This is a genomic window from Sphingobium sp. 3R8 (assembly GCF_020166615.1).
In the GTDB taxonomy this organism is placed as follows: Bacteria; Pseudomonadota; Alphaproteobacteria; order Sphingomonadales; family Sphingomonadaceae; genus Sphingobium; species Sphingobium bisphenolicum.
Map to the genome: position 1 here is coordinate 62,495 of NZ_JAIQXR010000007.1, position 25,058 is coordinate 87,552.

Consider the following 25,058-nt stretch of genomic DNA (forward strand, 5'->3'; position numbering starts at 1 on the left):
CCGACAGGTTCAACCCATGGTCACGATGTTCCTCGCGATCACCGACCGGACCTGGTTTGACCTTCTTTCAGCCGCCCAACCGGACGAGGTGAATTTCTGGCAGCCAAGCGGCGGCAAGAGCTTCCGCGCGCTCGCGCCCGGCGAGCTGTTCCTCTTCAAGCTGCACAGCCCGAACGACTATATCGTCGGCGGCGGCGTGTTCAGCCATGCCTCCAATGTGCCCTTGTCCATGGCCTGGGACGCGTTCGGTGCCAAGAACGGCGTCGTCAGCCTCGCCGACATGCGCCGCCGAATTGCGCATTTCCGTTTCAGGATCAGGCAGCGATGGTCGAAAAAGGCGGTGACCGTCTTGAAGGCTCGGTCTCTAACTTGACCGATGAACCCCTCGATGTCGGACGGACAACGCTGGCTAGAAATCAGTCATCGATCATGATGGTGGAATCCTCACGAGATCGTCGGGATGAGCACCTTGGCTGCCGCACTCATGCGCAGCGACAAGGTCGGAGATACGCGCGGGAATCTTCATTGCTCATTCCACCCTTCTGCAACGATCTATCTATCGATTGATCGGTTACAGATCGGGTATGCCGAGTCAGATATCCGGAGTCAACAAGTATCTATCAGTAGATAGACAAAGCGAGCAGGCCAGCGGAGTTTGTTGGATGTGCCAAGCCGGCTCGCAGTTCAGACGGAAGTGCGCGGAGCAGCGAACGCCACGATCGGCACCGTTATCGCCATCGCAACGACGAGCGCGATCAGCCAGTCCCCAAGATACTGATTGATACCCCAGAATGTGCTGCCGACGAGGACGGCGAGGGCGACAGCTCTCCACAGACCCCGCACGGGTTTCACTCGAAAGCGAACGGCCGCCGTTGCTGCGGTCAGGATCTGATGATCGGAAAAACCGAGTGCGATGAGATGCTCTCGTTCGCTAGCTGCTGATTCGTCCGTGTCGTGAGCTACTGCCACGGCATAGCGTCTCAAGCCCTCCAGGCGTGGGTCCGCAAGCGTATTGGGCCGACGCGAAAGGCCGAAGCAAATCTCTAAAAGCCTGTGAAGACGGCTTGGGCTGTGAAGGCTTTCCTTGCCGTCCGTCCTTGCCAGCAGCACGGCGCCGCGTTCGCGGGCATCGAGGCCGCGGCGGGGAAGTTCGAGCACCTGTTGGTGGATTGCCAGCGGGCGCCGCTCGCTCGAAGAGAAATCAAGAAAGGCCACGCCCATCGTGCTGCCTCCTACGGTGTCTGCGTGTGTTCGATAGGCGGGGGCCCGACGTCTTCCACGCCGAGCTCGGCCCAAGCCTTGGCCTGAACACCGCGCGCGAGTAGGTTGATCTCGTCTGCGCCGTAGGACGCGCCAACCACGATCCTGTCGGGGCGGGAGCCCTTCGTGGCTTCGATCAGTCGGAGAACGCGCGTGGCAAGATCGGCAGGATCGGGTCCATCACAGCCTTTGAACCGATCCATCATCTGATCGAATATGGCATCCTCGGAGTGCGGCGCCGAACCATCCAGCCCTGTCCGCGCACGATCGGCGGGAAGCTGCGCACATTCGTACATCGCGATCGGATCGACGCTCGGCTGCATCAGGACGACATCGATGCCGAAAGGGGCGGCTTCATATCGCAAGGCATCGCTCAGACCCTCGACCGCAAACTTGCTCGCACCGAAGAGGCCGATGAAGGGCAGCGAGATCCGGCCGAGGACCGAGCCGATGTTGACGATAAGTCCATCCTGCGCGCGGCGCATCGCGGGAAAGACCGCCCTGGATGACCGGAACGTTCCCACGACGTTGGTTTCGAACAAGTGGCGCGCCTGCTCTGCGGAAAACGCCTCGCACGCGCCGATCGCTGTGACGTTCGCGTTGTTCACCAACACGTCGATCCGTCCGGCTTTCCCCAGCACGTGCCGAACGCCACGCTCAACCGATGCGTCGTCGGTGACGTCGATCGCCACCACATCGATGCCCTGCGCCCAGAGCGCATTCGCGCGCTCGCGATTGCGGCCGGTCGGTTCGCGCATTGAAGCGAATACCCGGTGCCCGGCTTCCGCGAGCATCTCCGCCGCAATGCGTCCGAAGCGGCCACCGCCGCCGGTGATCAGGATATTCTTCTGCATGGTGCGGTTGGGAACAACTCTAAAGGGAGAGGACACCTTCCCCTTTCGACCCATGCGTCGTCTTGAACCACGGTGCTCTCGATAGAATGACGGCGTCCAATGGTATGCGTCCGGCCAGCGATGCGTATATTCCCATTGCCGTTGATGAGCGGCGACGGCGGAACCCCGAGGCGAGGGCTGCGGCGCTGGTAACCTGGCCGTCCGAAAAACCCAAAGCTTTGAGTTGCGCTTCCTCTCGATCGATCATGGCCGAACCGCCATGAGCGACCGCAACACTGAACCGCCGCAAGCCTTCGAGACGCGGGTCTGCAAGTCGATTGGGGCGACTGGGCAAGCCAAATGTGGCCTGCGCCATACGATAAAAGCGACCCGTGGGTTTGAGACTCGCTATCTTGTCCAGCCGCGCCAGCTTTACCACCTCGCGCTCCGTGGCACTGAGGCCACGATGAGGAGGCTCGATTACCGGTTGGTACGTCGGTAGCGGGCGAAGTTCGTCTGTCGAAAAGTTGAGATAAGCCATGACGATGTTCCTCTGAGCGTTCGCCGGCTGCTCCGCAGCCTGGTCGAAGAGGCGCCAGACCGTCAGGGAGGCGCCGATAGGTGCGGGTCCGTGGCTACGGCCTCACAATGATCTTGCCGAACTGCTGATTGCTTTCGAGGTATTGGTGGGCCTCGACGATCTGCTCCAGCGGGAAGGTCTTCGCGATCACGGGCTTCAGTGCCCCCGACGCGAGACCCTTCGTGATCCACTCGACGCCAGACCGCAGTTTGGCCGCGTCGAAGGTCGTGTTGAAGAGAAGAGCGCCGGTGATGACGAGGCCTTTGGTGAAGACCGGAAAGTGCGGAACCACGGTTGGCTCGCCGATGGTGCCGTAGAGCATGAAGCGTGCGCGGGGAGCCGCAGCGTGCAGCAGCTTGGCAAAGGTAGGACCGCCGACGGGATCGAGGACGACCTGGATACCTTTTCCGCCGGTTATCGCATGGAGGCGTTCCTCCACATCCTCTTCCTCGGTCGCAATGACGTGTCCGGCGCCCACGGCCTCGATCTGCTCACGCTTGGCGCTGGTTCTCGTCAGGGCGATGGGCACCGCACCGATCATATTGGCGACCTGGATCGCGGCGATACCGACGCTGCTCGAGGCAGCCGGGATCACCACAAACTCGTCCGCGACCACCTTGGCCGTGTCGAGCAGGGCGTCATAAGCGGTGAGATAGGCCATCCATACAGCCGCCGCTTCGTCGAAGCTGAGCGTCGCGGGATGCTTGATGACTGCCCCGACCGGCGCCAGGGCGGTATCCGCGTAGAAGCCGTAATCGTTGGGCGAGAATGCCGGCGCGACCGACACGGCATCGCCTACCGCAAACTCGGTCACGCCTGGCCCGACGCCGTCGATGACGCCGGCACCTTCGTAACCGTTCTTTGCGGGGAACGCCGGCTGCTCGAAATAGGTGCCGCTGCAAAAGAGCGATTCCGCTCTGTTCACGCCGATCGCCTTGATCTTGATGCGCACCTCGCCAGGGCCCGGTTCGGGCACCTCCAGCTCATGCAGCTTCAGTTGCTCCGGTCCACCGACCGCGTTGAATTGAACGACCTTGGCCATCGGGACTTCTCCTGTGGGCGCTTGGGCGGCGGGCCGAGAGCCCAAAGCCGCCCGTAGAGGGTTGGAGGGGCGGCGTTCCGTCAGGAATGGATGCCGGTCGCGACTTTCTGGAGCGTCTGCATCGCCTCGGCGTACGGGATCGGGCCGTAGCTGATCCGCGCGACACCAAGGCTGGCGAGCCGCTCATTGGAGGGAACGCCGTCCGTCACCATCACATTGACGGGCAGTGGCGAACCCTCGACGATCCGGCCGATGAGGCCTTCGTCTGTAAGGCCGGGGATAAAGAACCCGGATGCGCCAGCTGCAGCGTAGGCCTTGGCCCGATCGAGCGCCGCGCCGATTTCCGATGAGGGTTCACCGCCGCGGCCAAGGAACAGGTCCGTTCGCGCGTTGATGAACAGCGGAACCCGGCGCTTCTCGGCTGCACCACGGATCGCGGCGATGCGGCTCGCCTGCCGATCGATGTCATAGAGGCCGGAGCCTTTGACGACCCGATCCTCGAAATTGATCCCGATCGCGCCGCGATCGAGCAGGCGACCGATGTTATCGATCAGGATGTTATCATCGTCACTGTAGCCGCCTTCAAAATCGACGGTGAGCGGCACCTCGACGGAGGCGGTGATCCGGGCGACGATCGCCAGCGCGAGATCAAGCGGAATATCTTCGCCGTCGCCATAGCCCTGCGCCGCCGCGACCGACCAGCTGCCGGTCGCGATCGCCTTCGCACCGGCCGCCTCGATGGCCTTGGCACTGCCGGCATCCCAGGCGTTGTAGAGCAGCACGGGCATGCCCCTGACGTGAAGCTTGGCGAACGCGGTCGCCTTGTCAGACTGGATCATTTCTCATTTCCTTGGTTCGGGGGACCCAGAATGGTCCCAAGGGATCGGGGAGCGAGATCGCGTCGGTTGGACGCGTCTTACGCCGCTTGCGAAATGGCCTCGGGCGTCGGCTCGTGGTGGAAGGCGGGAAAATCGACGTATCCCTGTGCGCCGCCACCGTAGAACGTGTTGCGGTCGTAAGGCGTGAGCGGCAGGTCGTGCTCGATCCGGAATGGAAGATCCGGGTTCGACGTGAAATGGCGACCGAAAGCGACTAGATTAGCCAGCCCTTCGGCGACGGCTTCTTCGGCGGTCTGCGGCGTGAAGCCGCCGGCGGCGATGATCGTCCCGTGGAAGACTCGGCCAAGATCCTTGGCGGCGATGGCGTCCTGCCCTTCGGCGACTGTGTCGGCACCGCTGATGCGCGGTTCGATGATATGGAGATATGCGATACCGACGTGATCGAGCTGCTGCGCGACATGACTGAAGAGCGCCTGCGGATCGGAGTCGCCCATGCCGTTGAATGTGCTGCTCGGCGAGATGCGCACGCCGACCCGATCACGTCCAACTACGCTGGCGGTCGCATCGACGATCTCGAGCAGGAAACGAGCCCGGTTCTCGAGGGAGCCGCCATAGCGATCGGTACGCTTGTTGCTGCCATTCTGCAGGAACTGCTCGACCAGATGGCCTTGCGCGCTGAAGATTTCCACGCCGTCGAAACCTGCGCGAAGGGCGTTGTGCGCGGCGGTTTTATATTGTTCGATAATCTGCGGGATCTCGTCAGCCTCCAATGCGCGGTGCGCCGACGGTGGCACAAGGCCTTCAGGTGTGGTGACGACGACGTTGGGATTGCCGAGGAAGTCCGGATCGACGGAAGCGGATACCGGCTGTACGCCCGAGAGCGCCTCGCTCGTCGCGCGGCCGGCATGTCCGAGCTGGACGAACATGAACCCGCCCTTGGCGTGAACCGCGTCTGTGATCCGCTTCCAGGCGGCGACCTGTTCGTCACTCCAGATGCCCGGCGCCGCATGGTAGGCACGCGCTTCGGGGGCAATGGCAGTGGACTCGGTGATAATGAGACCGCCATCGGATGCGCGCTGGGCGTAATATTCGAGCATCAGATCCGACGGGACCGCATTGGGCCAGTGGGCGCGCAGCCTACTGAGCGCCGGCATGACGACGCGATGCTTGAGGGTTACGGCGCCGAGCTCAATCGGCGTGAAGAGATGGGTTGGGCTGGTCTTGGACATGGTCGATCTCCTTTGAAATGGGATGGGTGGCGGCGGGACCAGGGGGAACAATCCCGCCGCCATCGTCAGGCCGGTCGGTCGGGGAGGGGCTATTGCCGACCGGCCATGACACCGCCGTCGACGGGGAGAATGACGCCGGTGATCCAGCTCGCCTGGTTGGAGGCGAGGAACAGAAGGGCTTCCGCTGCATCGGCGGGCTGGCCGTTGCGACCGAGCGGGTGCAGCGCGTTGAACGTCGGCAGCACTTCCTTGACCTGCTCAGGCGAGAGGAAGGTGTCATAGACCGGCGTCTCGATGACGGCCGGCGCGATCGCGTTTACTCGGATGTTGTCGGGCGCCAGCTCGATCGCGAGGTTCTTGACGAGAGCATGGACGCCGGCCTTGGCGACGGAATAGGCAGATGATGGCGTGGCGCCGATCGCCTGCAGCGCCCACATCGATCCCGTCTGGACGATCGCGCCGCCGCGACCCTTCATTGCCCGGGCAGCCGCCTGCGCGGTGAAGAACGTGCCCTTGAGGATGCTGTCGAGCATCCGATCCAGCTCGCCTTCGTCGACGTCGAGGAACGGCGTCGGCTTGAAGATTCCGGCATTGTTGAAGGCCGCGTCGAGCTGGCCGAAGCGATCGAGAGCGACCTGCACCAGGGCCTTGGAGGCCATAGCTTCGCGAGCGCCAGCAATCGCTTCTGGCAAGTCCTCCACCTCGCGGGTTTCACACCCAGGCGCCTCGACTCGGCGGAAGAACGATCGCTGCTCGATTATCGATGCGGGATCACGGCCGCCGTTCATCGCCCGACCAAACAAGGCGCGGAGGTATCGTTACGCGAGTTCAGAGCGGCACGACCCTCGCTGGAAGCACGGGTACGCCTCTATAAGCCGCGCGTGATCGCGTTTCTTGGCAAACGCGCCATAGCAGCGATGCTCAATACTCAGGGTATTCGCTGGGGCTTGCAGCCAGCGTCCTTTGCGGGCGCGATTGCCTGGGTCCTCCCCAATCCCAGCGGGCTCAATCGCGCCTTCGGACTCGATGCTCTGGTGAGCGTCTATAGCGAGCTTCACGCCGCACTCGCCGACGATCGAAAGCAGCTCGGATAATGCCATCGGCTCGCAAATCTCGGACGTTCGACGTCGCGATGCCCGACCTGTTCGGAACACCGGAACTGCCGGAGGGCTTCCGCTACTTGCCCGATATTCTGTCGGCGAGCGAGGAGCGCGAGCTGGTGGATCTGTTCGAGAGCCTGCCCCTGCAGCCTTTCGAGTTTCATGGCTTCCAGGCCAATCGCCGTATCTTCACCTACGGTCATCGCTATGTTTTCGCGGGCCAGAAGCCGCGCGACGATGCCGCTATCCCGGCCCACTTACTTCCTTTGACCGAGATCGCGAGCGCGATCGCCGGCGTGCCCGCGGACCTTTTCGAGCAAGTGATGGTGACGGAATACCCGCCTGGCGCGGGGATCGGTTGGCATCGGGATCGGCCAACCTTCGAAGACATCGTCGCTGTCTCTTTCCTCGCGCCCTGCGCCTTGCGGCTCCGGCGGCGCGAGGGAGAAGGATGGGAGCGCCAGTCGGTGCTGATCGAACCGCGGTCCGCCTATCTGCTCCACGGTCCGGTCCGCAATCGCTGGCAGCACAGCATCGCTCCGATGGATCGGCGGCGATTTTCGGTGACCCTGCGGACGTTCCGACCTGGCCACGGTGCTGAGGTCAAAGAAGCGAGTCGATGACCCTCCCGATTATCGTGAGCATTAGGAGATTGATGCCGTGTTTGCCGTAATTTTCGAAGTTCATCCGCGATCCGAAAAGTGGGACGCCTATCTCGGTCAAGCGAAGATGCTTCGCCCGGAGCTCGAGAAGGTCGACGGTTTCATCGATAACATTCGCTACAGGAGCCTGACCCGGGAAGGGTGGATTCTTTCGCTGTCGGGATGGCGCGATGAGAAATCGGTAGTTCGGTGGCGCACCAAGATGCGTCATCACGACGTCCAGGAAAAAGGCCGGTCCGAGATCCTGCTCGATTACCACCTGCGGGTTGGTCAGGTCACCGCCGATACGAGGATTCCTGAGGGCTTCGGGCTCGCCGAGCAACGCCTTGACGAGACTGAAGTCGGCGAAGCGACAACTATCACACTTATCGATGCCAAGCGTCCTGCGGGGTTAGAAGGGCAGTCCGACCTCGCGCATTATCTCGGCCTCGTGCCCGACGCTGCCGGATTGGTGACGTGGGATGTATTCGATGCCGTGCTCACACCAGGCAATCTCATCCTGCTGATCTCGTGGCGCGACAAGGGCGATGCGGAGAAGTTCGAAGCCATGGCCGCGCTGCCCGAAGATGGTCGGCTCCGGCGCGTGCGTATCGTGCGTGACTACGGCATGTACGACCGCCGCGAGGCGCCGCAATATTACCCTGAGGTCGACCCCGCCGAGACCATTCGCTGAGGCGGCAAGCCGGGCGAACGACGCGCGGCGCCGATGTCGACGCCGGCGTGGAGGTCGAACGCCCTGAGGCTTACGCGGAGCAACTCGTGAAGATCTTCCCCGGGTACGTTGTTGCGGACTTGGACTGAGATCCCGTGGGCGAGGGCTTCGAGGAAATAGGCGAGCGACGTCGGATGAGCGTCCTCTGCTAGTTCTCCCTCGTCGCGGGCCCGCTCGAACCGAGCTGCCAAGGTTTCGATGATGCGGCCTTGATGCCCTGCCACCTCCCGGCGGGCGCTCGCATCGTCCGTGGTGGCTGACAAGGCGGCCAGCAAGCCCATGAAGCCGTGTGCCTCGCAGGGAAGCTGTGACCCGGCCAGGGCGTCGCGGAGCAACTCTTCGACGACGTCGCCGACCGTCCCCTGGTTTAATACCTTGCGAAGATACGCCCGATGCTTTTGCGCGTGGAGTGCCAGCGCTTTCTTGAACAGCTCTTCCTTATTTCCGAAGCACTGATAGAGGCTTGGGCGGCTAATCCGCATAGCTTCCGTCAGGTCCGCCAAGCTGGCGCCGGCATAACCGCGAGTCACGAACGTCCTTAGCGCGGCTGCCAGAACGACATCAGGGTCGAACTCGCGAGGCCGGCCGCGAGTCGGGCGTCCGGCAGAACATGCGGCGAGGGAAGATTGCATGTTCACCCCTCACCTCAGCTCGACCTTCGCGACCGATCAGGCCGCGATCGACTCCGGCAGCAACTCGCGCGTGGCCCGGTCATATTCACCGGAATCCGAAAAAATATTCGCGAGCACGGAGGCCCCGGTAATGGTTGCCATCAGTTCGCTAGCGCGGTCCGCGTCGAGGCCGGCCTCTGCCATCTTGCGAGCGTGCATTTCGAAAAAGTGCCGAACCTCGGCGGCGACCGTCGGCGGCAGGTCCTGTGACGCGGCACCCATCACGATGCACGGACACATCGTCCCGGCAACGATGGTGCCCCGAAAGGCCTTGGTCCAGGCCTTTACCGGATCCGGCTCCACCGCGAGAGTTTCGTCCAGAAAATTCTCGGCCCATTTGCCGTAACGCCGCACAACCGCCGCCGCGAGATCTTCCTTCGTGGGGAAGTGGTAGTGGACGCTCGAACTCTTGATGCCGACGTCGGCTGCGATCTCGCGGAAACTGAACCCGCCGAAACCGCCAATTCGCATACGCTTCTCGGCTGCATCCAAGATGGCAGTCGCAACTTCGCTCATGCTCAATTCCTTTGACTATCTCTTGATAGATAGACGATTGGCAGCCGGATTACAACCGCGCCACGGAAGTGCGCTGCGTCGGCTTGTCCGGGCTAGCTCGCTGCGCTTACAGTTGCCGGCGGCGGGCAGTTTCCCGACCGTGCGGTGCGCGTCGTGGACGCCGGATACTTAGCCAGCATGGCATCAGGCCGGATCGGGCGCGGCTGGAGGTCGCCTCCGCAATTCGGGCAGGTCCCATTCAGCGCCCCCTCGGCGCAGTCCCGGCAGAACGTGCACTCAAATGTGCAGATCATTGCGTCGGGCGTGTTCGGGGGAAGGTCGGCATCACAGCATTCGCAATTCGGTCGTAAGTCCAGCATCCGCCTTCTCCAGTGTCGATGCGTGACATCATCGGCTTGGCTATCACGCGATTCCGCTTATCTATCTATCGCTAGATCAAACTTGGAGCAATGCGACATGGGTGGACCACTGCAATATAAGCCGATGCCATCACCGGTCGGGACGCTGCGACTTGTGGCCAGCGGCCAGGGTTTGGCTGCCGTTCTGTGGGAGAATGACAGGCCGGGCCGCGTACCACTAGGCGCGATGATCGAGGGGACGAACGACCTGCTCCGTGAAGCTGAGCGCCAGCTTTCCGGCTATTTCGCTGGTGCGGTGCAGACGTTCGATTTGCCGCTCGATTTTCGCGGGACTGACTTTCAACGGCAGGTCTGGTCCGCGCTGCTGGACATCCCTTTCGGCGAGACACGCAGCTATGGCGATATGGCACGTTCGATCGGTCGGCCGACCGCCTTTCGCGCCGTCGGCGCCGCAAACGGCCGAAACCCGATCTCGATCATCGCACCCTGTCATCGTGTCATCGGCCATAGCGGCGGACTGACCGGCTTTGCCGGCGGGATCGAGGCGAAGCGGCATCTACTTGAGCTGGAGCTCAAAACACTGGCGTCTATCGCCGTATCGCGAGCGGAATGATGGCGGTTCGCGATCTTGTCAGTGATGACTATGCGGCCTGGTGGTCGCTCTGGGACGGCTATTGCGCGTTCTATGAAGCCGACGTGCCCGAGGCGGTCACCGCGGCGACCTGGGCGGCTGTGGTCGATCCGGCGCAGCCGGTTATCGGCCGGGCTGCGTGGTCTGGTAATGATAGCCTCATCGGCTTCAGCCTGTCGGTGCTCCATCCCTCGACGTGGCAGACGCGGCCGAGTTGCTATCTCGAAGACCTCTTCGTCGATCCGCTGCACCGCGGCGCTGGCGTGGGGCGTACACTTTTGGACGACCTTGTGGCGCTGGCGACGGCCCGACGCTGGGGACGCCTCTACTGGCATACCCAAACGAACAACGCGGCCGCCCGTCGGCTTTATGACCGTTACTGCGCGGCCGACGATTTTGTCCGCTATCGCCTAGCTTTCTAGTTCTCCTCGATGCGCGTTGAGGGCGATCCCAACGTTCCGCTTCCATCGCTTTGGCCGGAGCCCTAAGTCGAAAGGTCAGAACAGGCCGCGTTGGCGGGCCGACGGTAATTTTGGGGTGAACGGTCAGATGTTCGAATGTTTCTCGTGGCGTCGCTAGGCGAGCGACGATATCGATAGTCCCTGAAAGGTGCTTTCTCGCGAACGCTCCAAATTCCTGAGCAAAATCAAGAGCCTGTAATTCTGACGGGACTGCTGTCGGTCGAGTGTGGCAAAAAATATTTTTTGCAAGATAAATCAATGACTTGTGGGGTTCGAAATAATCGAGTGGGAATGATCTGAACTTTCCACGAGGGATCGAAACTGCGCCGGAATGACGCATGATCCACTGACTGGACATATTTGCTGATCGACGACATGCGCCGACGGGTGGTGGATGTCCTTCGCGATGAACTTCCGCCCGATGCGAACGGACGACGCTTCGCCCGGTCTGCCGGGCGAAGCGCATTGTCTCGGTTTAGCCGTTCAGCTTGTCCTTCACCGCCTTGGCGGGCGTGAAGCTGAGCTTGCGCGACGCCTTGATGGTCATCGCTTCGCCGGTCGCGGGGTTACGGCCCTCACGCTCCGGGCTGTCCTTCACCTTGAACTTGCCGAAGCCGTTGATCGAGATTTCCTCGCCCTGCGCCGCAGCATCGCCGATCGCGGCGAACAGGCCATCGACCAGCTTCTTCGCGTCCGCCTTGGTGATCCCGTTTTCGCCGGCCAGCTTGTCGGCAAGATCGCTGTTGTTCATCGATAGTCTTCCTTGTTGTTGAAACCTGAGTGGACGATCTAGCCGCATTCGCAGCCCGCGTCACTGCATCCTTGCTCGCGCCACTGCGCTGCAATCAAGAGCATAATGCCCGTCAACGCAAGCGGTGCGCCGTTATCGATCATATGGACCCGGCTGCCGCCCCTGTTCCTGCGTTTCGACCGCCCTGGCGGCGAGCGCGAAGCCGGAGGGATGGACACGGCCGATGCCGAAAGCCGCGACCGCATGACAGGCCCGAAGCGGGGCGCACCAGGCACCGGTCGAACGCAGGGATCAAGCCTGCCGATCGCTGATCGCTTGCGCGCCTGACTTGGGATGCCACCCCCGACAGGCTATAGCTGCATCCATGATCGCTCGCCCTCCCCTCGGCCACCCCGTCTATCGGGACATGTCGACCACCATCTTCGAACATATGTCCGCCCGCGCACGGGAAACGGGCGCCATCAATCTGGGGCAGGGTTTCCCCGAAGGCCCCGGCCCAGATGCCGTCCTGCAAGCCGCCGCCGACGCGCTGCTGACCCGATCCAGCCAATATCCGCCGATGGCGGGCCTCGTCGAACTGCGCACGGCCGTCGCGGATCATTATGCCCGCCACCAGCAACTCGACCTCTCGCCGCAGGAGGTGATCGTCACCTCCGGCGCGACCGAGGCGATCGCCGCCACCCTGCTGGCGCTGGTGCAGCCGGGCGACGAAGTGCTGATGCTCGCCCCACTCTACGACGCCTATCTGCCGCTGGTGGAGCGGGTCGGCGGCGTGGCGAAGCTGGTGACACTGACTCCGCCCGACTGGCGCATCACCCGCGAAGCGCTGGCGGCGGCGATCACGCCCCGCACCCGCATCCTGCTGATGAACAATCCGGTGAACCCCACCGGCGTCGTGCTGCGGGAAGAAGAACTGGCGCTGCTCGCCGACCTGTGCGTCGCCCATGACCTCATCGCCATCTGCGACGAAGTCTGGGAACAGACCGTCTATGACGGCCTGCCCCACCGCCCGCTGATGGGTCTTGCGGGAATGCGCGACCGCACCGTCAAGATCGGGTCGGCGGGCAAGATTTTCTCCGTCACCGGCTGGAAGGTCGGCTGGATGTGCGCCGCGCCGCCGATCGCCGCCCTGCTCGCCCGCGCCCACCAGTTCCTGACCTTCACCACCCCGCCGGGCCTGCAATGGGCGGTGGCGGAGGGGCTTGCCTATCCCGACGCCTGGTTCGCCGACCAGCGCGCCGCCTATCAGGCGTCGCGCGACCGGCTGGCGGCGGGTCTCGCGGCGGCGGGCTATGTGGTGCAGCCCAGCGCCGCGACCTGGTTCCTCTCGATCGACCTGCCCGCATCGGGCATCGCGCTGGACGACGTGAGCTTCTGCAACCGCATCATCGATGAAGCCGGCGTGGCGGCGATCCCGATCAGCGCCTTCTATCCGACGCGGCCTGTCACGCATCTGGTCCGCCTCTGCTTTTCCAAGACGGACCGGACGTTGGATCAGGCGATCGAACGGCTCGCCGCCTTCCGCGCGACGCTTGGCTGACGGACGATTGCCGCGCCCAGGATCAGCATCGCGATCAGCAGCAGCCCCTGCGCCGCCAGAAAGGGCGGTTCCGTCCCGGTCGGCGCGAAGGCGTTGAGCCAGGGCATCTTCAGGAAGCTCTGCACCACCAGCACGAACAGGTTGAGCCACAGGGCCGCGGTCGCGCTCACCGCATAGACGACCCGCGCCCGGCCGCGCAGCCTGAGGCCATATAGCGCCACCAAAGCGACGATCAGCACCAGGGTCGAGACGATCCCGACCCCGATCGCCGGGGTGAAGCCGCGAAAGGGAAAGAGGAAGCCGGTCAGGCTGGTCAGCAGGGTGGTGGCGAGGAAAAGCGCCTGAATGCGGGGCAGGAACCGCCCCTTCGCCTGCGCCAGCAGGGCGGCAAGTCCGGCAAAGATGCCGATCAGGCTGATCGCGACATGCAGGACGATGAAGGCGGGAATGGAAAGACCGAGGATCATGATATGTCTCCTAGATTCCAACATCCGTTCGGTTCGCGCGACGTCGAGAAACGGTTCTCGACACGCTCGCCCCGAACGGAAGATGAGGCTCAGGCGCGATACCGCGCCGCCGCATCCTTGCGCGACAGGTTCGGCCGCAACGCCCCCCGCGCGGCCAGATAGGCGTCGAGATCGCGCCGCTCCGGCAGCGCCGGGATGGTGATCGGCTCGCCCATGTCCAACCCGGCCAGCGCGGCGTCGACCATCACCTCGACATCCATCACCATCTCGGCCGGGATTCCCGCGATCTGTTCGGCGGTCCAGATCGCCGTCCGGGTGATCCCGGGCAACACCGCCTGCACCTTCACCCCCTTGGCCCCCAGTTCGACCTGCAACGCTTCTGTAAAGGCCAGCACATAGGCCTTGGTCGCGGGATAGACGGCCGTGAAGCCGTCGGGCATCAGCGCCGTGACCGACGTGATGTTGATCAGCGTCCCCGCCCCGTTGGCCGCCAGCCGCGGCGCGATCGCGCGCGACAGCCGCGTAACCGCCAATATGTTGAGGTCGATCATCCCGGTCAGATAGGCCGGGTCCGTCTCGACGAAGCTCTGTTCGCCCGCAATCCCGGCATTGTTCACCAGCCCGGTGACGGCGTCATCGTCCCGCAGCCGCGCTTCGATCCGGGCGAGGTCGTCGGCCTTGGCGAGATCGGCGGCGATCACTTCGACATCGACGCCGGTCTGGGCGCGCAGGCTGGCGGCCAGCGCCTCCAGCTTCCCCACCCGTCGCGCGACGAGGATCAGGTTCGCGCCGCGCTTGGCGAAGCGATCGGCATAGACCGCGCCGATGCCGTCCGACGCGCCGGTGATGAGAATGGTTTCGTTGGTCATGGGAAGTCTCCTTTGAGTCCATCCCGTTCGGTTCGCGCGACGTCGAGAAACGGTTCTCGACACGCTCGAACCGAACGGTGTCGGACATGTCAGCCGTTGATGAAATCGAGCAGGTCGGCGTTGAACCGATCCTGATGCGTGACCGTCAATCCATGATCGGCCCCCTCATACACTTTTAGCACCGCTTGCGTAACGATCTTGACGGTGGAGAGGGCGGCCGCGCCGATCGGCACGATCTGGTCGTCGTCGCCGTGCAGCACCAAAGTCGGCACATCGACCTTCGCCAGGTCGGCATGGAAATCGCTTTCGGAAAAGGCGCGGATGCTGTCGAGCTGGCCCTTAAGTCCGCCCATCATCCCCTGCCGCACGAAATCGTCGCGGATGCCGTAGGAGATCACCGCGCCTTCCCGATTATAGCCGTAAAAGGGGATGGTCAGATCCTGGAAGAACTGGCTGCGATTGTCGAACGTCCCCTTGCGGATGCCGTCGAATATCTCGATCGGCAGCCCGCCCGAATTGGCTTCGGTCTTCAGCATCAGCGGCGGCACCGCGCCGATCAGCGCCAGTTTGGCGACTCGCGCCGTGCCATGGCGCCCGACATAGCGGGTGACTTCGCCGCCGCCGGTGGAATGGCCGACCAGCACCACATCGCTCAGATCCAGCGCCTCGATCAGTTCGGCCAGATCGTCGGCATATTGGTCCATATTGTTGTTCGCCCAGACCTGATCCGACCGGCCATGGCTGCGGCGGTCATGGGCGATGGTGCGAAAGCCCCGATCGGCGAAATAGACCATCTGCGCGTCCCAGGCGTCGGCGCTCAGCGGCCAGCCATGGGAAAAGACGATCGGCTGGCCGTCGCGCGGCCCCCAGTCCTTGTAGAAGATGCGGGTGCCGTCCTTGGTGGTGACGAAATTGCTCATGATGAAATCCCTTCTCTGTCTCGGAAGAGCGTTCTCACGCCCTGTGCTTGCAGAATTAGGGAAGTTGGACGAGGATCGGGATTGGCGGTCCCGACATTAAGCGGGCCGATTCCGACAAAGGCGGCACTCATGGACGCGATACAGCCCCCCAGGGCAGAAATCGGGATTCTCCTCTACCGCGACTGCCAGCAGGCGATGGTCCATGGCATGACCGACCTGATCGCCATCGCCGGACAATTTTCACAGCAGCATGGCGGCCCCGCCTTGCGCGTCAGCCATTGGCGCATGCAGGCCGATGGCGGATGCGCCCGCGTGCATGATACGCATGAAGCCCTGGCCGGTACGCCCGACATCTGGCTCGTCCCCGGACGCTTGACCGGCATACCCGATGCCGTTGAGGCCGCACCCTATGCCCGCTGGCTGCTCGATCGCCACGCCGCCGGCGCGACCCTCGCCTCCAATTGCGGCGGCGCCTTCCTGCTTGCGGCGACCGGCCTCCTCAGTGGCCGCCCGGCGACGACGCACTGGTGGTTCGCCGATTCGTTTCGCGCCCGCTTCCCCGATGTGAAGCTGGACTGCGACCGCATCGTGATCGACGATGGCGACATCATCACCGCGGGCGGCCTGATGGCCTGGACCGACCTCGGTCTGCGGCTGGTCGACCGCCTGCTCGGCCCGACGGTGATGCTCGACACCGCCAAATTCCTGCTGATCGACAGCGCCGGGCGCGAACAGAAGCATTTCGCGCGCTTCATGCCGCGCATGACCCATGGCGACGAACCGATTTTGAAGGCGCAGCACTGGCTCGCCGCGCGGGAAGCCAAAGCCGTCAGCGTCGGCGACATGGCGGCGCAGGTCGGTATGGAGGAACGCACCTTCCAGCGCCGTTTCAAGGCGGCGACCGCCATGACGCCGATCGAATATGTCCAGCATCTGCGCGTCGCAAAGGCGCGCGAACATCTGGAGTTTACGAAGCGCACGATCGACCAGATCGCCTGGAGCGTCGGTTATGAAGACGCCGCCGCCTTCCGCAAGCTGTTTCATCGCCTCGTCGGCCTGTCGCCCGGCGACTATCGCGCCCGCTTCGCGGCGCCGAGCGCGCAGGCGGCCTGAATTTTCAATAGTTAGCTAACTATCTAAATTCGATATGGCGTTTCTACTGTCGCACTCGCCGTCTCACACTTGCAGCGTCCGTCCCGGCCCGCTAGGTTCCCGTTTCGTTCCAAACAAGGATTATCATGGACAGCCTGGCCGCCCTCTTCATTCTCGTCGCCCTGCTGATCGGCCTTGCGGTCGGCTGGCTGCTCAAGGACAAGGCGCTTGCCCCGTTGGCCGCCGAGAAGGCGGAACTGCGTGACAAGCTGGACCTCGCCACCAGCCAGCGCAACGGCGCCATCGCCGAACTGGCGGTGGAGCAGGAGCGCGTCCATCAGTCCGCGACCCACATCGCCCGGCTCGAAACCGCCCAACTGGCCGCCGACCAGCGGCTCGAAGCCCTGCAGGCCGCCGCCGCCCAACGCATCGAGTCCATCCAGGCCGAACGCGAAGCCGCGCTGCGCGAACTGGCCGGATTGAAGTCCGATACACAGGCCCGCACCCAGGCCTTCGAGCAGCAGATCGCTGCGCTCCGGGACGCCAAGGAACAGCTCTCCGCCCAGTTCAGCGAAATCGGCGGCAAGTTGCTCGAATCCGCCCAGACCCAGTTCCTGACCCGCGCCGACCAGCGTTTCGCCCAGGCGAACGAGAAGAGCGAGGCCCAGCTCAAGACCCTGCTCAATCCGGTCGAAACCACGCTCAAACGCTATGAGGAGGGCCTCGCCCGCGTCGAAAAGGACCGGGTCGGCAGCTATGCCGAACTGCGCGAGGCGGTGCAGCAGGTGCATCTGGGCCAGGGCCAGGTGCGCGAGGAAACCGCCAAGCTGGTCAACGCGCTGCGCGCCGCGCCCAAGACCCGCGGCCGCTGGGGCGAACAGCAGTTCAAGAACCTCATCGAGACCGCCGGTCTCTCCCCCTTCGTCGATTTCAAGGAAGAAGTGTCGGTCGCGGTCGAAGCCAATGGCTCTGAAACCCGGATGCGGCCCGACTTCGTCATCAACCTGCCTGGCGACCAGCAGATGGTGGTCGATGTCAAATGCTCGCTGGTCGCCTATCTCAACGCCGTCGACCAGGTCGATCCGGCGCTGCGCGACGCCCATATGCTCGACCATGCCCGCGCCATGCGCACCCATGCCGACGCGCTGGGGCGCAAGGCCTATTGGGAGCAGTTCGACAAGGCCCCCGACTTCGTCATCATGTATGTCCCCGGCGACAATTTCGTCACCGCCGCGCTGGAAGCGGACATGGACCTGTGGGAACGCGCGGCCAAGAATCGCGTCATCATCTGTGGTCCCGCCACCTTCCTCCCCCTCGCCCGCACGCTGGCGGGTCATTGGCGCCAGGCCAAGATGCAGGAACAGGCGCAGCAGGTCGGCCAGCTCGGCAAGGAGCTGTATGAGCGCCTGTCCGTCGCCGCGACCCACCTGAAGCGCCTCGGCTCCGGCCTCAACAGCGCCGTCTCGAACTACAACAGCTTCATCGGCAGCTTCGAAAGCCGCGTCCTGTCCACCGGCCGCAAGTTCCGCGACCTCGACATCGAAACCGGCGGCAAGGAGATCGAGGCGATGGAGCCGCTCGACGTGCTGGCCCGCGACGCCCAGACCGACGAGGCGCGGGCCTTGCCGGCGGCGGAATGCATTAAAACAGGAACAAGCATGGCCTGACCGCGTCTCTTCTCCATGAGCGGCAGCAAATCACAGGATTTGACAGAGTCGCGGGTCGGAGAGTGCCATGTGGAAAGCCATCACCCTGCGCCGTCCATTGCGGCGGCGCGAAGACAAAGCGCCAGACGTAACGACGTCGCGCGCGCGCCCGTCCAGACAGGATCATCCCTTTGCCGATCTGATGGCGAAACTGGACAAGATTCCCTATCGGCGGACCCGGAAACCGGCTTTCGGGGGCCGCTGACGCCGCCCGGCCGATAGGCCCCATTGCCGCCCCGCCTTCAGGCTGGCATGGCGGGGGCATGACACGCATCGGCCTGCTTGGCGGCTCCTTCAACCCGGCCCATGGCGGGCACCGCGCCATCTCGCTCTTCGCGAAGGACGCGCTGGACCTGGACGAAATCTGGTGGCTGATATCCCCCGGCAATCCGCTCAAACCCGCCAAAGGCATGGCCCCGCTCCCGGCCCGCCTCGCCCACGCCCGCATCGTCGCCCGCCGCGCCCCGATTCGCGCGACCGCGATCGAGCGGCATCTGCGCACCCGCTACACGATCGACACGCTGCGCGCGCTCACCCGCCGCTACCCCAAAAACCGCTTCATCTGGCTGATGGGCGCGGACAATCTGGCCCAATTCGGCCAATGGCGCGACTGGCGCGGCATCGCCCGGCAAATGCCCATTGCTGTTATCGCCCGTCCGGGCTATGATGACGCCGCCCGTGGCTCTGTGGCCATGAGCTGGCTGCGGCGCTTCGTCCGGTCCGCGCGCCAGAGTGCAGACTGGACGAATTGGAGACCACCGGCGCTCGTGCTATTGCGCTTTCGCCCTGATCCAAGATCGGCGACCCTGCTGCGGCAGGCGGACCCCCTCTGGCATCGCGAATATGAAGCAACGTGTGTGCGCGATCCGCTCACGCGTCGGTACGTCATCTAGATTGGAGTTTCATTGTCTAACCTCGCCTCTGCCAACGATACCGCGCTCGGCGCGCAATCCGTGGCCGCCCTGCACGCCCTCGTCATGCAGTCTCTCGACGACGACCAGGCCCAGGAAACCATCTCCATCCCGCTGGAAGGCAAGAGCAGCATCGCCGATTATATGGTGATCGCCAGCGGCCGTTCGTCGCGTCAGGTCGCCGCGATCGCCCAGCATCTGGCCGAGAAGATCAAGAAGGAAACGGGCCGCTCCGCGCGGGTCGAGGGACTTCCGGTCGCCGACTGGGTGCTGATCGACGCCGGCGACGTGATCGTCCATCTGTTCAAGCCGGAAGTGCGCAGCTTCTACAATCTGGAACGGATGTGGGGCTTCGTCGACGCGCCGGTCGCGGGCAACGCCTGACCTCTGCATTCCGTTCGTCCTGAGTAGCCGCTGAGCGAAGTCGAAGCGGCGTATCGAAGGATTGCGCGGGTGCTTCGATATGGGGCTTCGCCTCTACTCAACACGAACGGAGTAGGGTGTGCTCCTTCACATCATCGCGCGCGGCAAGATCGGGCGGTCACCCGAAGCCGATCTGGTAGATCGCTACGTCAAGCGGCTGACCATGCCGCACAAGATCACCGAAATGCCCGACCGCGGCGGCAAGCTGCCCCCGGTCGCACCCGGCACCGTCACCGTGATGCTGGACGAAAAAGGCAAGCAGCTCGGTTCCCTCGACTTCGCCCGACGGATCGAGGGCTGGCGCGACGCAGGCACGCGCGAATGTCGATTCCTGATCGGCGCGGCGGACGGATTCGATGACGCCGAGCGGGCGAATGCGGACCTGCTGATCGCCTTCGGCGCCATGACCTGGCCGCACATGATGGCCCGCGCGATGCTGGCTGAACAATTGTGGCGCGCCTGCTCGATCCTTGCGGGCCACCCCTATCACCGCGAGGGTTAGCCGCCCTTTCGACCATGCTCGACACGCCCTGCGCTTATGCCTAGTCAGGAACGATACGGGTCGGGGCATCGGGTGAAGCGCAATCTCCTCATCGCAAGCATAATGGCGGGCCTGATGGCCCTGGCCGCCACGCGCCTGCCCGCCGCAGACGACCGCGCGATCATCCTGTCCGGCACCGCCGGCACGACGCTGGCGCAGGAGCAGCAGGCGCTCAAAAACGCCCGCCGCCAGTCGGACGAGGCCCGCGACCGCTCCGCCCGGCTGGAACAGCAGGCCGGGCTGGCCCGCGACGAGGCCGAACAGGCGCGCCGCCGCGCCGCCGCGCTCGCCGCCCGCATCCAGCAGGCGGAGGCCGACATTCAGGCGGCGCAGGCCCGGATCGCCATCATCGCCCGGATGCAGCGCGCGCAGGCCGCGCGTCTCGCCGCCAGGCAGGAACCCGTCGTCCGCCTGACGGCCGCGCTCCAGATGATGGCCCGCCGTCCGCTGGCGCTGGCGCTGGTCCAGCCCGGATCGGTCGGCGACGCGGTCCATATGCGCGCGGTGCTGGGGCAGGTGCTGCCGGTGATCGAGCAGCGCACGGCCGGCCTGCGGCAGGAACTGGACAAGAGCCGCGCCCTGCGCGCCACCGCGCAGCAGGCGGCCGATGCGCTGGGCAAGGCGCAGGCCGACCGCAAGGACCGGCAGACCGCGCTCGCCGCCCTCGAAACGCAAAAACGCATCGCCGCCCGCGACTATGGCGCCAATGCCGGCATGGAGAGCGAGCGGGCGCTCGCGCTGGGCGAACGGGCGCGCGACATCGTCGACCTGATGGACCGGCTGGAACAGGCCGGCGACCTGCGCGAGCGGCTGGCTGCCCTGTCCGGCCCGCTGCTTCGCCCCGCCCGCCCCGATCAGACCGGCGCCCCCGCCCCGGAGCGCGATGCGTCCGCCAGCGGCCCGCCGCCCTATCGCCTGCCGGTGATCGGCCAGCTCGTCACCGGCATGGGCGAGGTCAATGACGGGGGCGTGCGATCGCGCGGGCTGACTTTGGTGACCCAGCCGGGTGCGCAGGCGATCGCGCCCACCGCCGGCCGCATCGCCTTCGCCGGCCCCTATCGCGATTATGGCCAGATCCTCATCATCGACCATGGCCAGGGCTGGACCACCCTCATCACCGGCCTGCACCGCGTCACGGCACAGGTCGGCGACAGCGTGCGCCAGGGCGACCCCGTCGGCATCACCGGCCCGGAACGCCCCAACATCACCGTGGAACTGCGCCGCAACGGCCGACCAGTGGATATCGTGCCGCTGGTGGGGCTTGGTTAACCCGACGCTCATCGACCCTGCGCGACATTCATCGAAGCGCGCTTTTGCGTTGGCACGAGAATCGGCCTATATCGGGGATCAGATGCCGGAATCTAGGACAGCCATGAAATCCACCTTCCTCCAGGGCGCAGTCGCGCTCGGGGCGCTTGCGCTCATCCCTGCCACCACCGCAGCCCTCGCCGACGGGGAGGCGTCGAGCTACAAGGCGCTCGACGAGTTCATGGACGTGTTCCAGAAGGTCCGCAGCGACTATGTCGAAAAGGTCGACGACGAAAAGCTGATCAAGGGCGCGATCGACGGAATGCTCGCCAGCCTCGACCCGCATAGCAGCTTCCTCGACGCGCGCGACTTCCAGAATCTGCGCACCCAGACGGAGGGCAGCTATGGCGGCCTGGGCCTGTCGGTCACGCAGGAGGATGGCGCGGTCAAGGTGATCGCGCCGACGCAGGACACCCCGGCCTGGCGGGCGGGGATCAAGGCGGGCGACTATATCACCCATATCGACGGCCAGTTGATCTATGGCGGCACGCTGGACGAGGCGGTCGACAAGATGCGCGGCGCGCCGGGCACCAGCCTGAAGCTGACCATCGTGCGCGCCGGCCGCGACAAGCCGATCGAACTGACCCTGACGCGCGAGATCATCCAGCTCAAGCCCGTGAAATGGGAAGTGAAGAACAATATCGGCATCGTCAACATCGTCAGCTTCTCGGCCAATACCGGGGCCGACGTGCGGTCGGCGATCCGCAGCATCGACAAGTCGCTGGGCCACAAGCCCACCGGCTATATCCTCGACCTGCGGTCCAATCCCGGCGGCTTGCTGGACGAAGCGGTGAGTGTCAGCGACGCCTTCCTGGAGCGCGGCGAGATCGTGTCGCAGCGCGGCCGGGCGAAGGGCGATGTCGAACGCTATTACGCCAAGCCCGGCGACGACGCCAAGGGTCTGCCGGTGATCGTGCTGGTCGATGCAGGTTCGGCTTCGGCCTCCGAAATCGTCGCGGGCGCATTGCAGGACCAGCATCGCGCGCTGGTGATGGGCGAACGCAGCTTCGGCAAGGGCAGCGTCCAGACCATGTTGCCGCTGTCGAACACTACCGCGCTCAAGCTGACGACGGCGCGCTACTACACGCCGTCGGGCCGCAGCGTGCAGGAAGGCGGCATCCAGCCCGATATCCGCGTGCCGCAGTTGAGCGATCCCGATTACAAGAACCGGCCGAAATATCGCGAGAGCGACCTGCGCCGTCACCTGATCAACGAGATCAAGACCGACGACAAGGCGCTGGAGGAAGACAGCAAGGACGATCCGCGCTTCGCCCTGTCGGCCGAGGAACTGAAGAAGAAGGGCGTCGAGGACTTCCAGCTCGACTATGCGCTCAAGACGATCGCGCGCCTGGCCGGCACGCCCGGCGCGACCATCGCCCAGGCGCAGGGGACGGCGCGCAAGCCGGGGGCGAAATAAGGCGATCTCTTCACCATGGCGTGTTCCCGCGCAGGCGAACACGCCATGATATGTCCAGGCCATCAAGTTCAGCATGACGAAAGCAAGCCAAGGCTTTAAGCGGGCATCATGAAGAGCATCCCGCTTGCCCGCACCATCGCCTTGCTGACGCCCGTCCTGCTGCTGGGCGGCGCCTATGCGTCGCAATATGTCGGCGGCCTGCACCCCTGCGACATGTGCTGGTGGCAGCGTTACCCCCATATGGCCGCGATCCCGCTGGCGCTGCTGGCCTATGCGCTGCGCGGCCGCGCCTGCGTCAGCGCGCTGTTCGCGGGGCTGGCCGGCCTCGCCATCGGCATCAGCGGGCTGATCGGCCTGTTCCATGCCGGGGTCGAATATGGCTGGTGGGAAGGACTGACCACCTGCTCCACCACCCCGGCGGGCGGCGGCGCCGACCTGCTCAACCAGATCTGGGCGACGCCGATCACCCGTTGCGACGTCGCGCCATGGGATCTTTTCGGCATTTCGCTCGCCGGCTATAACGGCCTCTTGTCCGGAGCCGCCGCGCTCGCCATCTTGGCGCTATTGCTCAAGGCGAGAAAAGCATGACCGCGCCCAAGGATTTTCCCCGACCGGGCAAGCGCCTGTCCGATGCCGACCGCGCCGCCATGGTGCGGGTCGACCAGGCTGGCGAGTTTGGCGCGGTGCGCATCTATGCCGGGCAACTGGCGGTGATGGGCGATCGCCATCCCTATGGTCGCCTGATTGCCGGTATGGCGGCGCAGGAGGAACGGCATCGCGCCGCCTTCGACGCGATGATCGCCCGGCGCGGGGTGCGCCCGACGGCGCTGGCGCCGATCTGGAGCGCCGCCGGTTTCGCGCTGGGCGCGGTCACGGCCGCCATGGGCCCGAAGGCCGCCATGGCCTGCACCGCGGCGATCGAAACCGAGATCGACCGCCATTATGCCGAGCAACTGGCGCAATTGGGCGACAGCGATTCGGAACTCTCCACCGCCATTGCGGATTTCCAGGCGGAGGAGGTCGAACATCGCGACGCGGCGATCGCGCACGGTGCGGAGCAGGCACCTGCCTACCCCCTCTTGTCGGGCGCCATCCGTTTGGGATGCCGGGCCGCCATCGCGCTTTCCAAGCGCCTTTGATAAGGACGGACAGATGATGAAGACCCCGATGATTGCAAAGGCTCTGACCATTGGGCTGATGCTGGGCGCGTCCGTCCCCGCCCTGGCCCAACCTGCCACTGCGCCGACCGCGGTGACCGATCCCGCGTCGGAGAAGGTCAATATCGTCATCGTCTATGGCGACGACGCCTGCCCGCAAAGCGCTGGCGACGACATCGTCGTGTGCGCGCGCAAGGGCGAGGAGGAACGTTATCGCATCCCCGAACCGCTGCGCGGCGATCCCAACATGCCGAGCAAGCAGGCCTGGGGCGAACGGGTGCGGTCGATGGAATATGTCGGCCGCTCCGGCACCGAAAGCTGCTCGCCGGTCGGCAGCGGCGGCGCGACCGGCTGCTTCGCGCAACTGTCCCGCCTGGCCAAGGCGGAGCGGCAGGCGCTCGACAATGCAAGCTGGAAGGATCTGGTCGCGGCCGAGCGCGCCAAGCGCCTGTCCACCATCGATGCCGACAGCGACGCGATCGAGGCGCGGGTGAAGGCCGAGGAAAAAGCGGCGCAGCAGCCCGCACCGGCGCCGTCCGCGACCCGGCCATGACGGATTGTGGGCGTTGATGACGTCCTGATCCATGAGCCGCCGGGCATTGGGCACGCCCGGCATCCAACGGGGGTGGTAAAGGATTCTCTTATGCGACCGCGCGTCGTGCTTCCCCTGGTCGGCCTGTTGCTGGCCCCGCTGCTTCCCTCTCCGGCGCTTGCGCAGGCGGAGCCGCCGCCCGAACGGATCATCAACCTGCTGGTCTATGGCGACGATCCCTGCCCGCAGAGCAAGGGCGACGAGATCGTCGTGTGCGCCCGCAAGCCCGAGGCGGAGCGCTACCGCATCCCCAAGAAATTGCGGGAAAAGCCCGCCGTGTCGGGCGGTCCGGGCTGGGGCAGCCAGGTGGCGACGATGGAGCAGACCCAGCGGCAGACGCTGCCCAATAGCTGCAACGCCATCGGCAGCAACGGCTTTACCGGCTGCACCGCCCAGATGCTGCAACAATGGTTCGCCGAACGGCGGATGCAGGAAAGCGCCGGCGAGCCTTGAGACAGGCTAAGACCTG

Annotated in this window: 33 protein-coding genes; 19 read left to right on the forward strand and 14 right to left on the reverse strand. The window is 64.6% G+C overall.

Annotated elements, in window-relative coordinates; translation table 11 throughout:
* Positions 1–25: 25 nt before the first annotated feature.
* Entirely contained in the window at positions 26–373 is a 348-nt protein-coding gene (locus K9B33_RS08665; RefSeq protein ID WP_224548115.1) for a hypothetical protein, read from the forward strand.
* 311 nt (positions 374–684) lie between these two features.
* On the opposite strand, the gene K9B33_RS08670 is transcribed toward K9B33_RS08665, so the two are convergent.
* The 7 genes from K9B33_RS08670 to K9B33_RS08700 all read right to left on the reverse strand — a co-directional run bounded on the left by K9B33_RS08670 (position 685) and on the right by K9B33_RS08700 (position 6,442).
* A complete protein-coding gene (locus tag K9B33_RS08670; protein ID WP_224548116.1) occupies positions 685–1,221 on the reverse strand; it encodes a hypothetical protein in 537 nt (178 codons plus the stop codon).
* Between the two features lie 11 nt (positions 1,222–1,232).
* A complete protein-coding gene (locus K9B33_RS08675) occupies positions 1,233–2,114 on the reverse strand; it encodes an SDR family NAD(P)-dependent oxidoreductase (protein ID WP_224548117.1) in 882 nt (293 codons plus the stop codon).
* A gap of 19 nt (positions 2,115–2,133) precedes the next feature.
* Positions 2,134–2,634, reverse strand: a complete 501-nt coding sequence (locus K9B33_RS08680; protein WP_224548118.1) for a hypothetical protein — start codon at positions 2,632–2,634, stop codon at positions 2,134–2,136.
* A gap of 94 nt (positions 2,635–2,728) precedes the next feature.
* Positions 2,729–3,715: a zinc-dependent alcohol dehydrogenase family protein gene (locus tag K9B33_RS08685; RefSeq protein WP_224548119.1), complete on the reverse strand. Its 987-nt coding sequence runs from the start codon at positions 3,713–3,715 to the stop codon at positions 2,729–2,731.
* Positions 3,716–3,795: 80 nt separating this feature from the next.
* A complete protein-coding gene (locus K9B33_RS08690) occupies positions 3,796–4,554 on the reverse strand; it encodes an isocitrate lyase/phosphoenolpyruvate mutase family protein (protein WP_224548120.1) in 759 nt (252 codons plus the stop codon).
* Between the two features lie 77 nt (positions 4,555–4,631).
* On the reverse strand, positions 4,632–5,783 hold the full coding sequence (locus tag K9B33_RS08695) for an alkene reductase (RefSeq protein WP_224548121.1): 1,152 nt from the start codon (positions 5,781–5,783) through the stop codon (positions 4,632–4,634).
* An 89-nt stretch (positions 5,784–5,872) separates the two neighbouring features.
* Entirely contained in the window at positions 5,873–6,442 is a 570-nt protein-coding gene (locus tag K9B33_RS08700) for an SDR family NAD(P)-dependent oxidoreductase (protein ID WP_224548308.1), read from the reverse strand.
* On the opposite strand from K9B33_RS08700, the gene K9B33_RS08705 reads away from it, so the two are divergent.
* The 3 genes from K9B33_RS08705 to K9B33_RS08715 are packed head-to-tail and all read left to right on the forward strand — an operon-like array spanning position 6,419 to position 8,218.
* A complete protein-coding gene (locus K9B33_RS08705) occupies positions 6,419–6,877 on the forward strand; it encodes a mismatch-specific DNA-glycosylase (protein WP_224548310.1) in 459 nt (152 codons plus the stop codon). The two genes, K9B33_RS08700 and K9B33_RS08705, sit on opposite strands and share 24 nt — an antisense overlap.
* A 38-nt stretch (positions 6,878–6,915) precedes the next feature.
* Positions 6,916–7,506, forward strand: coding sequence for an alpha-ketoglutarate-dependent dioxygenase AlkB (locus K9B33_RS08710; RefSeq protein ID WP_224548123.1), 591 nt, complete (start codon positions 6,916–6,918; stop codon positions 7,504–7,506).
* 37 nt (positions 7,507–7,543) lie between these two features.
* On the forward strand, positions 7,544–8,218 hold the full coding sequence (locus tag K9B33_RS08715; protein ID WP_224548124.1) for an antibiotic biosynthesis monooxygenase family protein: 675 nt from the start codon (positions 7,544–7,546) through the stop codon (positions 8,216–8,218).
* Here K9B33_RS08715 and K9B33_RS08720 read toward each other — a convergent pair.
* From K9B33_RS08720 to K9B33_RS08730, 3 genes are all read right to left on the reverse strand, one after another.
* Positions 8,182–8,889: a TetR/AcrR family transcriptional regulator gene (locus tag K9B33_RS08720; protein ID WP_224548125.1), complete on the reverse strand. Its 708-nt coding sequence runs from the start codon at positions 8,887–8,889 to the stop codon at positions 8,182–8,184. The genes K9B33_RS08715 and K9B33_RS08720 overlap by 37 nt on opposite strands.
* 36 nt (positions 8,890–8,925) lie before the next feature.
* Positions 8,926–9,444 carry a TetR/AcrR family transcriptional regulator gene (locus K9B33_RS08725; RefSeq protein ID WP_224548126.1) on the reverse strand — a complete coding sequence of 173 codons (519 nt, stop codon included), beginning with the start codon at positions 9,442–9,444 and terminating at the stop codon, positions 8,926–8,928.
* A 92-nt stretch (positions 9,445–9,536) separates the two neighbouring features.
* Positions 9,537–9,803, reverse strand: a complete 267-nt coding sequence (locus K9B33_RS08730) for a DUF1272 domain-containing protein (RefSeq protein ID WP_224548127.1) — start codon at positions 9,801–9,803, stop codon at positions 9,537–9,539.
* A 97-nt stretch (positions 9,804–9,900) separates the two neighbouring features.
* Here K9B33_RS08730 and K9B33_RS08735 point away from each other — a divergent pair, with 97 nt between their 5' ends.
* A complete protein-coding gene (locus K9B33_RS08735; protein WP_224548128.1) occupies positions 9,901–10,416 on the forward strand; it encodes a methylated-DNA--[protein]-cysteine S-methyltransferase in 516 nt (171 codons plus the stop codon).
* Positions 10,413–10,856 carry a GNAT family N-acetyltransferase gene (locus tag K9B33_RS08740; RefSeq protein WP_224548129.1) on the forward strand — a complete coding sequence of 148 codons (444 nt, stop codon included), beginning with the start codon at positions 10,413–10,415 and terminating at the stop codon, positions 10,854–10,856. Before K9B33_RS08735 ends, K9B33_RS08740 begins: the two co-directional genes overlap by 4 nt.
* Positions 10,857–11,370: 514 nt before the next feature.
* On the opposite strand, the gene K9B33_RS08745 is transcribed toward K9B33_RS08740, so the two are convergent.
* Positions 11,371–11,646: an HU family DNA-binding protein gene (locus K9B33_RS08745; RefSeq protein WP_224548130.1), complete on the reverse strand. Its 276-nt coding sequence runs from the start codon at positions 11,644–11,646 to the stop codon at positions 11,371–11,373.
* A 105-nt stretch (positions 11,647–11,751) separates the two neighbouring features.
* Between K9B33_RS08745 and K9B33_RS08750 the strand changes: the two genes are divergently transcribed.
* The gene (locus K9B33_RS08750; protein ID WP_224548131.1) at positions 11,752–11,973 is read left to right on the forward strand and encodes a hypothetical protein; all 222 of its coding nucleotides are present in this window, start codon (positions 11,752–11,754) and stop codon (positions 11,971–11,973) included.
* Positions 11,974–12,010: 37 nt separating this feature from the next.
* On the forward strand, positions 12,011–13,186 hold the full coding sequence (locus K9B33_RS08755; protein ID WP_224548132.1) for an aminotransferase: 1,176 nt from the start codon (positions 12,011–12,013) through the stop codon (positions 13,184–13,186).
* Here K9B33_RS08755 and K9B33_RS08760 read toward each other — a convergent pair.
* The 3 genes from K9B33_RS08760 to K9B33_RS08770 all read right to left on the reverse strand — a co-directional run bounded on the left by K9B33_RS08760 (position 13,141) and on the right by K9B33_RS08770 (position 15,442).
* Entirely contained in the window at positions 13,141–13,653 is a 513-nt protein-coding gene (locus K9B33_RS08760) for a hypothetical protein (RefSeq protein ID WP_224548134.1), read from the reverse strand. The two genes, K9B33_RS08755 and K9B33_RS08760, sit on opposite strands and share 46 nt — an antisense overlap.
* A gap of 89 nt (positions 13,654–13,742) precedes the next feature.
* On the reverse strand, positions 13,743–14,522 hold the full coding sequence (locus K9B33_RS08765) for an SDR family NAD(P)-dependent oxidoreductase (protein WP_224548136.1): 780 nt from the start codon (positions 14,520–14,522) through the stop codon (positions 13,743–13,745).
* Positions 14,523–14,611: 89 nt separating this feature from the next.
* Positions 14,612–15,442 (reverse strand): alpha/beta fold hydrolase, encoded by an 831-nt coding sequence (locus tag K9B33_RS08770; protein ID WP_224548138.1) that lies wholly within the window; start codon positions 15,440–15,442, stop codon positions 14,612–14,614.
* 129 nt (positions 15,443–15,571) lie between these two features.
* Here K9B33_RS08770 and K9B33_RS08775 point away from each other — a divergent pair, with 129 nt between their 5' ends.
* The 11 genes from K9B33_RS08775 to K9B33_RS08825 all read left to right on the forward strand — a co-directional run bounded on the left by K9B33_RS08775 (position 15,572) and on the right by K9B33_RS08825 (position 25,042).
* Positions 15,572–16,555, forward strand: a complete 984-nt coding sequence (locus K9B33_RS08775; protein ID WP_224548140.1) for a GlxA family transcriptional regulator — start codon at positions 15,572–15,574, stop codon at positions 16,553–16,555.
* 125 nt (positions 16,556–16,680) lie between these two features.
* Positions 16,681–18,201 carry a DNA recombination protein RmuC gene (rmuC, locus tag K9B33_RS08780; RefSeq protein ID WP_224548141.1) on the forward strand — a complete coding sequence of 507 codons (1,521 nt, stop codon included), beginning with the start codon at positions 16,681–16,683 and terminating at the stop codon, positions 18,199–18,201.
* Positions 18,202–18,503: 302 nt separating this feature from the next.
* A complete protein-coding gene (locus K9B33_RS08785; protein WP_224548144.1) occupies positions 18,504–19,133 on the forward strand; it encodes a nicotinate-nucleotide adenylyltransferase in 630 nt (209 codons plus the stop codon).
* A gap of 84 nt (positions 19,134–19,217) precedes the next feature.
* Positions 19,218–19,535, forward strand: coding sequence for a ribosome silencing factor (gene rsfS, locus K9B33_RS08790; RefSeq protein WP_315975808.1), 318 nt, complete (start codon positions 19,218–19,220; stop codon positions 19,533–19,535).
* Between the two features lie 118 nt (positions 19,536–19,653).
* Positions 19,654–20,076, forward strand: a complete 423-nt coding sequence (locus tag K9B33_RS08795; RefSeq protein ID WP_224548148.1) for a 23S rRNA (pseudouridine(1915)-N(3))-methyltransferase RlmH — start codon at positions 19,654–19,656, stop codon at positions 20,074–20,076.
* 114 nt (positions 20,077–20,190) lie between these two features.
* The gene (locus tag K9B33_RS08800; protein WP_263499523.1) at positions 20,191–21,384 is read left to right on the forward strand and encodes a peptidoglycan DD-metalloendopeptidase family protein; all 1,194 of its coding nucleotides are present in this window, start codon (positions 20,191–20,193) and stop codon (positions 21,382–21,384) included.
* Positions 21,385–21,487: 103 nt separating this feature from the next.
* Positions 21,488–22,840, forward strand: coding sequence for a S41 family peptidase (locus K9B33_RS08805; protein WP_224548152.1), 1,353 nt, complete (start codon positions 21,488–21,490; stop codon positions 22,838–22,840).
* A gap of 108 nt (positions 22,841–22,948) precedes the next feature.
* Positions 22,949–23,428 (forward strand): disulfide bond formation protein B, encoded by a 480-nt coding sequence (locus K9B33_RS08810; protein ID WP_224548154.1) that lies wholly within the window; start codon positions 22,949–22,951, stop codon positions 23,426–23,428.
* A complete protein-coding gene (locus K9B33_RS08815) occupies positions 23,425–23,979 on the forward strand; it encodes a demethoxyubiquinone hydroxylase family protein (protein ID WP_224548156.1) in 555 nt (184 codons plus the stop codon). The genes K9B33_RS08810 and K9B33_RS08815 overlap by 4 nt, the downstream gene beginning before the upstream one ends.
* A gap of 13 nt (positions 23,980–23,992) precedes the next feature.
* Positions 23,993–24,550 (forward strand): hypothetical protein, encoded by a 558-nt coding sequence (locus K9B33_RS08820; protein WP_224548158.1) that lies wholly within the window; start codon positions 23,993–23,995, stop codon positions 24,548–24,550.
* Positions 24,551–24,640: 90 nt separating this feature from the next.
* Positions 24,641–25,042, forward strand: a complete 402-nt coding sequence (locus K9B33_RS08825; RefSeq protein WP_224548160.1) for a hypothetical protein — start codon at positions 24,641–24,643, stop codon at positions 25,040–25,042.
* Positions 25,043–25,058 lie beyond the last annotated feature (16 nt).